We start from the raw sequence: 12,413 nt of genomic DNA, 5'->3' as shown, positions 1-12,413 counted from the left end.
TGCCCATTGTAAGAACCCGTCAGAGACGGGTTACGGCAAAGCAATTTAGCGAATGTCTTTCCAATAGGCGGCATTCAAGCGCCAAGCAATGACGAAGAACACCAACAAGTAGAGCATGACCCACACGCCGACGCGAATGCGGGTCGATTGTGTGGGATCGGCCATCCATTGCATGTAATTCACCAAATCGCCCACCGCCGAATCGTATGCAATGGGGCTCATCTTGCCAGGGGTGATTTGCTCCCAGCCTTTGAGCACTTGGGTGGTGTGTCCCTTGGAATGAATTTCTTCAAACACTGGTTTGCGCTGACCTTGCAATTCCCACAAAACATGAGGCATGCCCACATTGGGGAAAGCCAAGTTGTTCCAGCCAGTGGCTTTGCTGTCATCACGGTAGTAAGTGCGCAAGTAGGTGTAGAGATAGTCTGCGCCAGAGCCGCCAGAACCGGAGCGTGAACGTGCAATCACGGTCAGATCAGGGGGGTTGCCGCCAAACCAGTCCTTGCCCTGCTTAGGGTCCATCGCTATTTTCATGGTTTCGCCCACCTTGTCGGTGGTGAACAGCAGGTTGTCCTTGATTTGCTGCTCGGTCAGACCGATGTCGGTCAGGCGGTTAAAGCGCATGTAAGAGGCCGCGTGACAGTTCAGGCAGTAATTGACAAACAACTTGGCGCCGTTTTGTAAAGCGCCCAAATCGTTCAAACGGTCTGGCGCCTTGTCCCACGGAATGCTGGCACCTGCGGCAAAAGAAGGCACGGCAGACAAAGCAGATGTCAGGACCAAGATCACACTGAGAATGAATTTTTTCATGGTTATTGGCTCCAAGCGGTTCAGTGTGCGACGAAGTTCACGCGGTCTGGCACAGGCTTGGTCTCACCCATTCGGCTCCACCAAGGCATCAGCAGGAAGAAACCGAAATAGAACAAGGTGCCAATTTGCGACACGCGTTCGCCAATCGCCGATGGTGGTTGAATGCCCAAGTAACCCAAGACAAAGAAGTTGATCACGAAAATGGCATAGAGGTAGACATGCCAATCAGGGCGGTAGCGGATGGATTTGACCGCACAGTTGTCAAGCCATGGCAAGAAAAACAAGATGACCACAGCGCCGCCCATGACCACCACGCCCCAGAATTTAGCGTCAATGCTCAGCATCATGAGCACCAATGCAACGGCACTCCCAACCACAACCACTTTCAGGAAGTTGCTGATGTTGGCGCGGGTGGCACCCAAATAAGCGGCGACCAACACACAGAGGATGAGTCCATACATCATCTCGCTGGTGATCGCACGCAACATGGAGTAGTAGGGGGTGAAATACCACACAGGGGCAATGTGCAAAGGTGTCTTCAGTGGGTCCGCCGGAATGAAGTTGTTGTATTCCAGGAAATAACCACCAAACTCTGGCGCAAAGAAAATGATGGCGCAAAACACCAACAGAAAACCAATCACGCCCATCAGGTCGTGCACAGAGTAATAGGGGTGGAACGGAATGCCGTCCAACGGTTTTCCGTTGGCGTCTTTCTTGTCTTTGATTTCCACACCGTCAGGGTTGTTGGAGCCGACTTCGTGCAAAGCGATGATGTGCGCCACCACCAAGCCCAACAAGACCAAAGGCACGGCGATGACGTGGAAGCTGAAGAAGCGGTTCAAGGTGGCGTCGCCCACCACATAGTCACCGCGGATCAGCAAGGCCAAATCGGGGCCGATGAAAGGAATCGCAGAGAACAAATTCACAATCACTTGGGCGCCCCAGTAGGACATTTGGCCCCATGGCAACAAATAGCCCATGAAAGCTTCACCCATCAGCGCCAAGAAAATGGCACAACCAAACACCCAGACCAATTCACGGGGCTTGCGGTAAGACCCGTAAATGAGACCGCGGAACATGTGCAGATAGACCACCACAAAAAAGGCTGAGGCGCCCGTGGAGTGCATGTAGCGAATCAACCAACCCCAGGGGACATCTCGCATGATGTACTCCACTGAAGCGAAGGCTTCATCGGCGTCTGGTTTGTAGTGCATCACCAAGAAAATACCCGTCAGGATTTGAATCACCAAGACCAGCAGTGACAGCACGCCAAAAAAGTAAAAGAAGTTGAAATTCTTGGGCGCGTAGTACTCGCTCATGTGCTCTTTGAAGAGCTTGGAGAGCGGGAATCGGTTGTCAATCCAGTTCAGGGCTTTTTCAGCCGCTGGCGCATTGGGTGGAACGTCTTTGAATTCAGCCATGGTAGGTGTGCGCCTTTAAGCTTTTTTATCTTCGCCAATCAACAGGCGTGTCTCGGAGAGGTACATGTGGGGTGGCACTTCGAGGTTGTCTGGTGCAGGCTTGTTTTTGTAAACCCGACCAGCCATGTCGAAGGTGGATCCATGGCACGGACAGAAAAAGCCGCCTTGCCAGTCGTCAGGCAATGATGGCTGTGGGCCGGTTTGAAATTTGTCGCTGGGGGAACAGCCCAAATGCGAGCAAATACCCACACCAACAAAGATTTCAGGCTTGATAGAGCGGGCCTGGTTACGGGCATATTCAGGGGTCAACTCGGCGGGATTGCGCTTGGACTCGGGGTCTGCGAGTTGGGACTCGACTTTCTTCAAGGCTTCGATTTGTTCTGGCGTTCGGCGCATGATCCAAACTGGCTTACCGCGCCATTCAACGGTGAGTTTTTCACCAGGCTTGATGGCTGAAATGTCAACTTCAACGGCGGCACCAGCTGCTTTGGCTCGCTCTGAGGGGCTGAATGCGCTGATGAAAGGAACCGCGACGGCTGCGCCGCCTACTGCACCTGCGCAACCGGAGGCAATCAGCCATGTGCGCTTGTCGGTGTCCACAGTGGTGTCACTCATGAAAGACCTCTATGTTTCTATGCGAATTTGAGTTAGCCGGACATTCTAACCGAGCCTCTCAGGTCGAACCCGCACAATGGTTTCTACTTAATTGAATACGGAATAAATCACAAAAAAATATGAGAGCATTCTTTAGTTCAACTAATCTGGGAGTTTGACCATGCTCAAAGAGTTCAAAGAGTTCGCCCTCAAAGGCAATGTGATTGATTTGGCCATTGGCGTGATTGTGGGTGCGGCTTTTGGAAAAATTGTTGATGCCATGGTGGGTGATCTGATCATGCCGCTGGTGTCCATGTTGATTGGCCACCTGGACTTCTCCAACTATTTCATTGCGCTGGCCCATGTGCCCGAGCAAGTGCCTCCTACTTTGGACGCCCTGAAAAAGGCGGGCATTCCGGTGTTTGCTTATGGCAACTTCATCACTGTGGCGGTCAACTTCTTTATTTTGGCTTTTGTGATTTTCATCATGGTCAAGCAAATCAACCGTTTGAAACGCAGTGAGGCGGCGGCACCAGCAGCAGCTGAGGTGGTCACGCCGGAAGATATTTTGTTGCTGCGCGAAATCCGCGATCAACTCAAACGCTGACCAAACTGCATACCCAAGCGCTTTGTTGTTAAACGGCCTGGCCGCGTGCCACCCGCACTGCGGCCAGCAAGCTGCTGGGGTCGGCCACCCCCTGCCCCACGATGTCAAAGGCGGTGCCGTGGTCGGGGCTGGTGCGCACGAACGGCAACCCCAGTGTTTGGTTCACGCCATGGTCCAAGCCCAAATATTTCACCGGAATCAAACCTTGGTCGTGGTACATGGCCACCACCACATCGGTACTGGCTTGGCCAGCCGCGCTGTGCGCATTCATGAACACGGTGTCGGGTGGGTAGGGGCCACTCACCTGCAAGCCCAGTTGTTGGGCTTGCGCAATGGCCGGGGCAATCTCGGTCAACTCTTCCGTGCCAAACAAACCATCCTCACCAGCATGCGGGTTCAAGCCCGCCACCACCATGCGCGGTGCACGGCCATGCAATTGCAGCCAAGCTGTGTGGGTGATGCGCAGGGTTTGCAGCAGATTGGCCACGGTGACGGCCTCGATAGCTTGTCGCAAGGACACATGGATGCTGACCAACACGGTGCTCAGGCCGGGGCTGCGCAACATCATGCGCACCGGCAAGTCGGCCACTGACACGCCAAGGTGTGCAGCCGCCAAAGCCTGCAGCATTTCAGTGTGGCCGGGGTGATCCACGCCCGCCAAAGACAAGGCTTTTTTGTGCAGCGGTGCGGTCACCACAGCGGCCACCTCGCCGCGCAGAGCGGCTTGTGCCGCCCAACTCACCGCAGCTGCCGCCATGCGTCCGCCCTCGGCGCTGGCCTGCCCGGGCTTGAAGGGCAAGCTCGCGCCCGCTTGCAACACGGGCACTTGAAAGTTGCCCATGCGCCAAACCTGCGGCAGGTCTTGCACAGCAATACATTGCAACTGCACTGGCAACACCGCTGACAAGCTATTCAGATGCTGCTGCATGGCGGCCAAGTCGCCCACGACACAGACACCACGCATCTGCTCGGGGTGCAGCGCGAAGGCTTTCAGAATGATTTCAGGGCCAATACCGGCCGGGTCGCCCATGGTCAGGGCCAAGGGCAGTGACGATGCGGGGGCGTTCAAGCGGGCCGCCTCAAGCTGGGTTGCCGATGTCGATGAAAGCGTGGGCCATGCCCAACTGCGACGCCACATGCGCGGCCAAAGCCGGTGCGCCATAACGTTCAGTGGCATGGTGGCCGCAGGCCAAAAACGCCACGCCGGTTTCCTGCGCCAAATGGGCTTGTGGCTCGGATATTTCACCCGTGATGAACGCATCTGCGCCAGCAGCGATGGCAGCTTCAAACCATGACTGCGCCCCACCCGTGCACCAGGCAATCCGTTTCAAAGGTCGCTTGGGGTCGGGCAAGACCGCCACTGGTGCACGGCCCAAGGTGGTGTGCAGGTTGTGAACCAGTGCATCCAATGTCTCGCAACCCGCAGCGGGCGCGCCCAAACAGGCCAAGTCTTGCTCGCCAAAACGCGACAAGGTTTCCCAGCCCATCAGCAACCCCAACTGTGCGTTGTTGCCCAAAGCGGGGTGGGCGTCCAAAGGCAAGTGGTAGGCCAGCAGGTTGATGTCGTGCGCCAGCAGCAAGGCCAAACGTTGCTTGAGCCAGCCAGTCACCGCGCCATCATGGCCGCGCCAAAACAGACCGTGGTGCACCAGCAAGGTGTCGGCCCCCGCATCGATGGCCGCTTCAATGAAGGCACGGCTGGCGGTCACCCCCGAAACAATTTTTTGCACCTCTGCGCGGCCTTCCACTTGCAAGCCGTTCGGGCAATAGTCTTTGAATTTGGCTGGCTGCAACATGTCGTTGCAAAGCGTCAGCAGTTGGTCGCGGCTGGCCATGTCAGCGCGGTGCCGTTTTGACTTTGGGGCGCTGAGCTGGTGTGACACTCAGAACCAGTTCTTCGCTCTTGCGCAAAACAAGTAAATCAGCTTGTGCGCCAGGCTTCAAGGCGGCCACCTGTGCCAACAATTCAGACACGGTTTGTACCGGATGGCCTTGCACCGCCAGCATCAGATCGCCGGGGCGAACGCCCGCTTTGAAGGCCGGTCCAGACTGCAAGACACCCGTGATGATGACGCCGCTGTCACGCTGCACGTTGAAAGTTTTGGCCAGGTCGGCGGTCATGTCGGTGGGCTCGACACCAATCCAGCCGCGCACCACTAGGCCCTCTTTGACAATGCCTTCTAGCACTTGCTTGGCAGTGCTAACGGGTATGGCAAAACCTATTCCCAAACTACCGCCAGAGCGCGAGTAAATGGCCGTGTTGATGCCAAGCAAATTGCCTTGCACATCCACCAAGGCCCCGCCCGAGTTGCCCGGGTTGATGGCGGCGTCGGTTTGGATGAAATTCTCAAAGGTGTTGATACCCAACTGGTTGCGGCCCAAAGCCGACACGATGCCACTGGTGACGGTTTGACCAACGCCAAACGGGTTGCCAATGGCCAGCACAATGTCGCCCACTTGGGTGAGCTCCGAGCTGTTCATGACCATCACGGGCAGTTTGTCGAGCTTGATTTTCAGCACCGCCAAATCGGTTTCTGGATCGGTGCCGACCAACTTGGCTTGGGTGCGTCGACCATCGTTGAGCACGACATTGATTTCATCAGCCGACTCAACCACATGGTTGTTGGTGAGAATGAAACCGTCAGGGCTGACGATGACGCCACTGCCCAAGCCCATTTGCGCGGAAGACTCGTCTTGGTCGCCAAAGAAATAACGAAACCAAGGGTCTTTGGCCCGGTCAGGCAAATCTGTGTTGCGGGTGGTGTTGATGCTGACCACGGAGGCCGACGCTTTTTTGGCCGCACCCCTCAGGCTGCCCACACTGGTGGAGCTGGCAACAGAGGCCGGTGCCTCCAACACTTGCAAGCTGCCGTCCCAACCACTTCCCGATTGCAGCCACTCCGGCTTGAGGGTGATGACCACAAACCATATCGCAAGCAACACGGTGACTGCTTGGGAAAACACAAGCCACAAGCGTTTCATGGTCAGGAAGCTTCTGCACCCGCATCTTCTGGGGCGCGGGTGTGTTTGATGAACAACTGTGCCGCCCAGATGCCCAACTCATAGAGCAACACCATGGGGATGGCCAAGGCCAACTGCGACACCACATCGGGTGGCGTGACGATGGCGGCGATGATGAATGCCAACACAATGAAATAAGAACGAAAGTCCTTGAGTTTTTGAATCGTGACCAAGTTCATCCGCGCCAGCACGATGACCACAATGGGCACTTCGAAAGACAAACCAAATGCAACGAACATGGTGAGCACAAAGCTCAAATAAGCCTCGATATCAGGTGCTGCCGTGATGCTTTTGGGCGCAAAACTTTGAATGAATTTGAAGACCTGGCCAAACACGAAGTAATAGCAAAAGGCCACGCCGATGAAAAACAGCAAGGTGCTGGAGATGACCAGCGGCATCACCAGCTTTTTCTCGTGCGTGTAAAGACCCGGCGCCACAAATGCCCAAGCTTGGTAGAGCACCACGGGCAAGGCGATCAAAAAACCAGTCATCAGCAAAATCTTCAAAGGCACCATGAATGGCGAGATGACCGAGGTGGCGATCAACTTGGTGCCGTCGGGCAAATTGGCAATCAAAGGTGCGGCTAAAAAGTCGTAGAGCTGGGCTGGCCCGGGAAACACGCTCAGCACGACACAGACCACGGCCACGGCGATGGCCCCCTTGACCAAACGGTCGCGCAATTCTTTCAAGTGCTGGATGAACGGCTGTTCTGAGCCCGCCATTTCATCTTTTTCTGGGGTGCTGGAATCGGACATGTGGCCTTAAAAGCTGTTGCTGCCGTTGCCCGGCGGACGGTAACGCGCGACGCGGGCGGCGCCCGATAAAGCGCGGGTGCGCACACCTTGACGAGCTTTATACCAGTGTGGCATGGCGGAGCGCTTTAAACGCCAATTTTTTTGCGGGTGTTTGTACTCAGGCAGTGGGGCTTGCCAAGCATCGGTTTCGCTGTCGCTGCTGTCTAAGCCCAAGCCCGACACCCCTTGGTTGAGCTTGGTGGTGGCGTTCAGCACGCTCGACTGGACATCGCTCATGGCGGTGTCCATGGTTTCCTTCATCTTTTTGAGGTCTTCCATTTCCATGGAGCGGTTGACCTCGGCTTTGACATCTGAGACGTAGCGCTGGGCTTTGCCCAGCAAGGTGCCGATGGTGCGGGCCACGCGAGGCATCTTCTCTGGTCCGATGACCACCAGTGCCACCGCGCCAATCATGGCCAGCTTCGATACCTCTAAATCAAACATCGATCAAGACTTGGATTTGGCTTCAACGTCGATGGGCGCTTTGTCTGCGGTTTGAACAGGCGTTCCAGCGACTTGCTGAGCCGCAGCGCCAGCGTTGGCATCAGGACCAGCGGAGCCGTCCTTCATGCCGTCTTTGAATCCTTTAACGGCACCACCCAAATCCCCGCCCAAACTTTTGAGCTTTTTGGTACCAAAGACCAAAACAACAATCAATAAAACAATCAACCAATGCCAAACAGAAAAAGTCCCCATGGGATGCTCCTCAATAAACTTCAGGAATTCTAGTCTTAGCCACGCAACCAGGGGCGTGGGCCGCCCATGACATGCCAATGCATGTGGTGAACCTCTTGGCCGCCCTCTTCGCCGGTGTTGGTCACCAGCCGAAAACCACCCTTGGGATAGGGGTTCACGCCCTCTTGCAGTGCCAGCTCGGGCACCAGCACCATCATGCGGCCCAGCATGGCGGCGTGCTCCGGCTTGGCTTGGGCCAAAGAGGGAATGTGGGCTTTGGGGATGATGAGGAAATGCACCGGCGCCCACGGGTTGATGTCGTGGAACGCGAACAACTCGTCGTCTTCATAAACTTTTTTGCTGGGAATTTTCCCCGCAACAATTTTGCAAAAGATGCAATTTGGATCGGTGTGCATGGTGAACTCTGCTGAAAAAAGCTGGTGGTTAATCTTCGCCCGACTCGCGAGCTTGTGCTTTGCGCAAGGCCTTTTCTTCCAAACCGCTCAAGCCCTCGCGGCGCGACAACTCTTGCAGCACATCTTCGGGGTGCAGGTTGTAGTGCGACAGCGCCACCAGGCAATGGAACCAAAGGTCGGCTATTTCGTTCACCAGATGCTGCGGTTGGCCGCCATGGTCCAGGTCTTTCGCGGCCATCACGGTTTCGGTGGCCTCTTCGCCGATTTTTTTCAAAAACGCGTCCGGGCCTTTGTGCAGCAAACGCGCCACGTAGCTGGTGTCGGGGTCGCCACCGTTGGCCGCTTTGCGGCTTTCAATCACAGCGGCCAAGCGGCTCAGGGTGTCGTTGGAAGTCATGGATGGGCTTTGTAAATGGTGGCGGGGTCTTGCAGCACCGGCTCGACGCTGAGCCATTGGCCGCCGTCAGGGCTGGTTTGCCAGCGTTGGTAAAAGCAGCTGTGGCGGCCGGTGTGGCAAGCGATGCTGGGGTCGTGGCCGGTTTGGGTGACGCTGAGCAAGATGACGTCGTTGTCGCAATCGAGGCGGATGTCGTGCACGGTTTGCACATGGCCCGACTCCTCGCCCTTGAACCACAGCTTGTTGCGCGAGCGGCTGAAATACACAGCGCGGCCCAGCGCGGCGGTTTGTTGCAGCGCCTCGCGGTTCATCCAGGCGAACATCAGCACGTCTTTGCTGCTTTGTTCTTGGGCGATGACCGGCACCAGGCCTTGGGCGTCCCATTTGATAGCGTCTAACCAATTCATAGGGGGAGATGTTAAGGGTATCGCCAGAGCCAGAAATGAAAGCCTTTTGCCCCATTCGGTTTCCATCGCCGGCAATTAGATTGGCTTCACATTCAAGAAAATAGCTTTTACAATACCTGATCAACTACCTGAACAGGTCCAAGCCATGCAAGTCATCAGTTACACCGACGCTCGCAACTCGCTCAAAGCCGTGATTGACAAGGTCATAGACGACCAAGCGCCCACGTTGATTCACCGCCGCGAAGGGGGCAATGCAGTACTGATGTCTGAAGAGGCTTACGCCAGCATGCAGGAAACCTTTTATTTGATGTCCAACCCCGCCAATGCTCGTGCCCTGCTGCGCTCGATTGAACAGGCCAAAGCAGGAAAGGCCAAAAAGCGCAAGTTGTTGGATGTATGAGGGAGATCCACTTCACCCCTGATGGGTGGGATGCCTATGTGTGGTGGCAAGGTCAGGACCGTAAAACCCTCAAACGCATCAACACGCTGATCAACGCCACTTGCCGAGACCCCTTCACAGGCATTGGCAAACCAGAACCATTGGTGGGTAACTTGTCAGGCTATTGGTCACGCCGAATTGATGACACCCATCGGCTGGTTTACGAAGCAGATGATGTGGCGGTACTCATCATCGCTTGTCGGTTTCATTACGATAAATGAGCGGCCGTTAGGCAAGTAACTCAAGACGCCACACGCAGCTGCAAAGCCTCTTGCGCCAGCAGGTTGATACTTTTGCCCTGGGCCTGCGCCGCAATGGCCAGTTGCTCATGCAACTCGGGTGAAATGCGCAGGTTAAATTTGCCCGAGAAATTTCTTTTGGGCTCAATGCCTTTTTCTTGGCACACATCCAGAAAGACCTGCAAAGACTTTTTGAACTCTGTGCGCAACTCCTTGGGATTCTTTCCATAGAAGTCAGCCCCGCCATTGAGCCCGAGAATTTCCCCGCGAAACAGGTCTAGCTCATCGTCGTATTCGATCTTGGCGTGAAAGCCCTCAACTGTCATGGTGTTCATGGTTCTACTCCGTGCTGCTCTAGCCATTTACGAATGCTGGCGACAGCGCCTTTGTCGGTGTTGGGGGATGGATGGGGTCTGTGAAACACCCTAACTTCTCCGAACAGCACCACCGCCACGCGGCTGCCTTCTCGCTCACTGACCTCCGCACCCAACTGCTGAAACATGGCCTCAATGTCGCGCCACTGAATATTGGCGCTGGTTGGCCTTGCAAATATCAGAGCGAGGGTGCGTTGGTATTTGCGCTTAACGATTGAATGGTACTATTTTATGGTACCTTGATCAAGGGTTGAGTTTTTGAAACCCGCACACATGCCCGGCGACAAGCGGGAGCGGCCCTCATCGGTATGCAAAGTCGGGTGGCCTTCCAAGATATAGATGAATTCGTCTTGTGTGGTAATCGTCCCCTAGAACCAAAGGCCTGAGAAGTAGAATTTTTTCCAATGGAAGAGGTTCTAACTGAAGAGATCAAAATTCAGCGACAGCCAAATCATTGATTCAGTCAAAAGGGTTGAAGCTGGCATTGGTGTCCCAGATATTTGCCGCGAGTTGGGCATCAGCACGGCGACGTTTTACAAATGGCGGGCCAAGTACGGTGGCATGGATGTGTCCATGATGTCGCGCATGAAAGAGCTGGAAGAAGAAAACCGTCGTTTGAAGAAGATGTACCTTGAGGAAAAGCTCAAGGCTGAAATTGTCTCGGAGGCTCTCGAAAAAAAGTGGTGAGGCCATCTCGCAGACGGGAGATGGCCAAGAAGGCGGTAACAGATCTAGGTGTTTGTATCAGGGCAGCCTGCGATGCATTTCGAATCAGCGAGTCCTGCTATCGCTACGAGCGTAAGCGCGACGCTGAGAACGATGAGGTGGCCAATTGGTTGGTCAAACTGACCGATAACCATCGCAGCTGGGGCTTTGGCCTGTGCTATCTGTATCTGCGCAACGTCAAGGGCTTCAAATGGAACCACAAGCGTGTGTATCGCATCTACAAGGAGCTGGAGCTCAATTTGCGGATCAAGCCCCGCAAGCGGCTGGTGCGCGAGAAACCTGAGGCGCTGACGGTGCCACAGGGTATCAACCAGGTGTGGTCGATGGATTTCATGCACGACCAGCTCGAAGACGGCAGAACGTTTCGGTTGTTCAATGTCATTGACGACTTCAACCGCGAAGCCATTGGGATGGAGGTCGACTTCTCGTTACCTTCAGAGCGGGTGATTCGGGAGCTCAAGCAGATCATCTCGTGGCGCGGAAGGCCGCAGGTAATTCGATGTGACAACGGCCCCGAATACATCAGTGCGGCAATACAGACTTGGGCTCAAGAGTGGGGCATCAGGTTGGAATACATCCAGCCGGGTAACCCACAGCAAAATGCTTATGTGGAACGATTCAATAGGACGGTACGGTACGAATGGCTGTCACAGTACTATTGGTCAGACTTGGCAGAGGTTCAAGACTTTGCAACGAAGTGGATGTGGTCTTACAACCATGACCGCCCAAACATGGCCTTGGGCGGGTTCACACCCAAGCAGCGGCTGGCCATGGCTGCGTAACGTTTCTACTTCTGCGACCCCTTCAAAAGGGGGTGATTACCCTCAAGCCAAAGTAGCGGCATAGCCGAAGGTCTGTATCCGCTGTGACCGAGCGCCTGCCAGCCACAATTTCGCCAATCCTTTGCGCAGGCACGCCGATGTCCTTGGCAAGGCGGTACTTCGTCAGGCCCAGTGGCTTGAGGAATTCTTCTTCAAGCATCTCGCCGGGGGAAACAGGTTTAACGGTACGCATGGCTTTTCCTTTAGTGATAGTCGACGATCTCTACTTCTGTAGCGCCTTCATGTGTCCAAACGAAGCAAACTCCACAATGCTGATTGCTGCAAATAATGTGCTGTTCCTTGTGATCATCATTAGTGCTTCAAGATTAAATAAAAACGTTTCTGCCATTCAAATGATTTATTTTTTGTCCCATTGTTTTTCGGTCAAATAACCTTTTTCTAAGAGGTTTTTGTGATGCCAATCGTTGCCTTTTATTCCGCACAGAATCCAACAAATTGGGATGGCAAATCCAAATGTTGGAATACACACAAGAAAAAATAGCAAAACATGTCCATATAATTTTTGGCGGATTCAAGTTCGAAGCGCAACGCGCTTGAGCGATTGATGAAACACCTCTGAGGGTGTTTTGAATCCCAATCTTTTTCTTGGTCTGTTATTCAATCTGTTTTGAATCATTCTAATTTCCTCATCGCTGACTGTGGACATGGCTC

The 12,413-nt window shown here is 54.6% G+C and carries 19 protein-coding genes and 1 pseudogene; 4 read left to right on the top strand and 16 right to left on the bottom strand.

All coding sequences use genetic code 11. The annotated features are described in order from the left end of the window. Window positions 1-45: 45 nt before the first annotated feature. From AC8GFP_RS04250 to petA, 3 genes are read right to left on the bottom strand one after another with little or no spacing between them, the layout of a single operon-like run. A complete protein-coding gene (locus AC8GFP_RS04250) occupies window positions 46-810 on the bottom strand; it encodes a cytochrome c1 (protein WP_506610593.1) in 765 nt (254 codons plus the stop codon). Window positions 811-830: 20 nt separating this feature from the next. Continuing rightward, a complete protein-coding gene (locus tag AC8GFP_RS04245) occupies window positions 831-2,231 on the bottom strand; it encodes a cytochrome b (protein ID WP_506610591.1) in 1,401 nt (466 codons plus the stop codon). Window positions 2,232-2,246: 15 nt separating this feature from the next. Further along, the gene (gene petA, locus AC8GFP_RS04240; RefSeq protein WP_506610589.1) at window positions 2,247-2,846 is read right to left on the bottom strand and encodes a ubiquinol-cytochrome c reductase iron-sulfur subunit; all 600 of its coding nucleotides are present in this window, start codon (window positions 2,844-2,846) and stop codon (window positions 2,247-2,249) included. Window positions 2,847-3,000: 154 nt separating this feature from the next. On the opposite strand from petA, the gene mscL reads away from it, so the two are divergent. Further along, the gene (gene mscL, locus AC8GFP_RS04235) at window positions 3,001-3,432 is read left to right on the top strand and encodes a large conductance mechanosensitive channel protein MscL (protein WP_506610588.1); all 432 of its coding nucleotides are present in this window, start codon (window positions 3,001-3,003) and stop codon (window positions 3,430-3,432) included. Between the two features lie 28 nt (window positions 3,433-3,460). Here mscL and pdxA read toward each other — a convergent pair whose 3' ends face one another. From pdxA to hisI, 9 genes are read right to left on the bottom strand one after another with little or no spacing between them, the layout of a single operon-like run. Next, on the bottom strand, window positions 3,461-4,609 hold the full coding sequence (gene pdxA, locus AC8GFP_RS04230; protein ID WP_506610587.1) for a 4-hydroxythreonine-4-phosphate dehydrogenase PdxA: 1,149 nt from the start codon (window positions 4,607-4,609) through the stop codon (window positions 3,461-3,463). Then, a complete protein-coding gene (locus AC8GFP_RS04225) occupies window positions 4,512-5,267 on the bottom strand; it encodes a Nif3-like dinuclear metal center hexameric protein (RefSeq protein WP_506610585.1) in 756 nt (251 codons plus the stop codon). The genes pdxA and AC8GFP_RS04225 overlap by 98 nt, the downstream gene beginning before the upstream one ends. A gap of 1 nt (window position 5,268) precedes the next feature. Beyond that, window positions 5,269-6,414 carry a S1C family serine protease gene (locus tag AC8GFP_RS04220; protein WP_506610583.1) on the bottom strand — a complete coding sequence of 382 codons (1,146 nt, stop codon included), beginning with the start codon at window positions 6,412-6,414 and terminating at the stop codon, window positions 5,269-5,271. A 2-nt stretch (window positions 6,415-6,416) separates the two neighbouring features. Further along, the gene (gene tatC / locus AC8GFP_RS04215) at window positions 6,417-7,208 is read right to left on the bottom strand and encodes a twin-arginine translocase subunit TatC (RefSeq protein ID WP_506610581.1); all 792 of its coding nucleotides are present in this window, start codon (window positions 7,206-7,208) and stop codon (window positions 6,417-6,419) included. Between the two features lie 6 nt (window positions 7,209-7,214). Beyond that, window positions 7,215-7,691: a Sec-independent protein translocase subunit TatA/TatB gene (locus AC8GFP_RS04210; protein ID WP_506610579.1), complete on the bottom strand. Its 477-nt coding sequence runs from the start codon at window positions 7,689-7,691 to the stop codon at window positions 7,215-7,217. 3 nt (window positions 7,692-7,694) lie between these two features. Next, complete coding sequence (gene tatA / locus AC8GFP_RS04205; RefSeq protein WP_506610577.1) at window positions 7,695-7,943, bottom strand: Sec-independent protein translocase subunit TatA; 249 nt, start codon at window positions 7,941-7,943, stop codon at window positions 7,695-7,697. A 35-nt stretch (window positions 7,944-7,978) separates the two neighbouring features. After that, the gene (locus AC8GFP_RS04200; RefSeq protein ID WP_506610575.1) at window positions 7,979-8,338 is read right to left on the bottom strand and encodes a histidine triad nucleotide-binding protein; all 360 of its coding nucleotides are present in this window, start codon (window positions 8,336-8,338) and stop codon (window positions 7,979-7,981) included. 28 nt (window positions 8,339-8,366) lie between these two features. Beyond that, entirely contained in the window at window positions 8,367-8,735 is a 369-nt protein-coding gene (locus tag AC8GFP_RS04195; protein ID WP_506610573.1) for a phosphoribosyl-ATP diphosphatase, read from the bottom strand. Further along, window positions 8,732-9,142, bottom strand: a complete 411-nt coding sequence (gene hisI, locus AC8GFP_RS04190; protein ID WP_506610570.1) for a phosphoribosyl-AMP cyclohydrolase — start codon at window positions 9,140-9,142, stop codon at window positions 8,732-8,734. The genes AC8GFP_RS04195 and hisI overlap by 4 nt, the downstream gene beginning before the upstream one ends. A gap of 145 nt (window positions 9,143-9,287) precedes the next feature. On the opposite strand from hisI, the gene AC8GFP_RS04185 reads away from it, so the two are divergent. Next, a complete protein-coding gene (locus tag AC8GFP_RS04185; protein WP_506610568.1) occupies window positions 9,288-9,542 on the top strand; it encodes a type II toxin-antitoxin system Phd/YefM family antitoxin in 255 nt (84 codons plus the stop codon). Further along, the gene (locus AC8GFP_RS04180; RefSeq protein WP_506610566.1) at window positions 9,539-9,802 is read left to right on the top strand and encodes a Txe/YoeB family addiction module toxin; all 264 of its coding nucleotides are present in this window, start codon (window positions 9,539-9,541) and stop codon (window positions 9,800-9,802) included. Before AC8GFP_RS04185 ends, AC8GFP_RS04180 begins: the two co-directional genes overlap by 4 nt. Before the next feature lie 20 nt (window positions 9,803-9,822). On the opposite strand, the gene AC8GFP_RS04175 is transcribed toward AC8GFP_RS04180, so the two are convergent. Both AC8GFP_RS04175 and AC8GFP_RS04170 read right to left on the bottom strand, forming a co-directional pair. Beyond that, window positions 9,823-10,155, bottom strand: coding sequence for a type II toxin-antitoxin system HicB family antitoxin (locus AC8GFP_RS04175; protein ID WP_506610564.1), 333 nt, complete (start codon window positions 10,153-10,155; stop codon window positions 9,823-9,825). After that, window positions 10,152-10,331 carry a type II toxin-antitoxin system HicA family toxin gene (locus AC8GFP_RS04170; RefSeq protein WP_506611400.1) on the bottom strand — a complete coding sequence of 60 codons (180 nt, stop codon included), beginning with the start codon at window positions 10,329-10,331 and terminating at the stop codon, window positions 10,152-10,154. Before AC8GFP_RS04170 ends, AC8GFP_RS04175 begins: the two co-directional genes overlap by 4 nt. Before the next feature lie 283 nt (window positions 10,332-10,614). On the opposite strand from AC8GFP_RS04170, the gene AC8GFP_RS04165 reads away from it, so the two are divergent. Next, a protein-coding gene (locus AC8GFP_RS04165) for an IS3 family transposase (protein ID WP_506611399.1) occupies window positions 10,615-11,702 on the top strand; the annotation gives its coding sequence in 2 pieces (ribosomal slippage) (window positions 10,615-10,867 and window positions 10,867-11,702; 1,089 coding nt in all). A gap of 22 nt (window positions 11,703-11,724) precedes the next feature. Here AC8GFP_RS04165 and AC8GFP_RS04160 read toward each other — a convergent pair. Together AC8GFP_RS04160 and AC8GFP_RS04155 are read right to left on the bottom strand one after the other, a co-directional pair. Next, the gene (locus tag AC8GFP_RS04160) at window positions 11,725-11,934 is read right to left on the bottom strand and encodes a HigA family addiction module antitoxin (protein ID WP_506610562.1); all 210 of its coding nucleotides are present in this window, start codon (window positions 11,932-11,934) and stop codon (window positions 11,725-11,727) included. 339 nt (window positions 11,935-12,273) lie between these two features. After that, window positions 12,274-12,413 (bottom strand): annotated as a pseudogene (locus AC8GFP_RS04155) (IS30 family transposase); the annotation flags it as partial.

It is taken from the genome of Limnohabitans simekii (SeqCode) (assembly GCF_965234735.1).
GTDB lineage: Bacteria > Pseudomonadota > Gammaproteobacteria > Burkholderiales > Burkholderiaceae_C > Limnohabitans > Limnohabitans simekii.
Note: the sequence above shows the minus strand (reverse complement) of the source record. Positions and strands in the feature narration are given on the sequence as shown.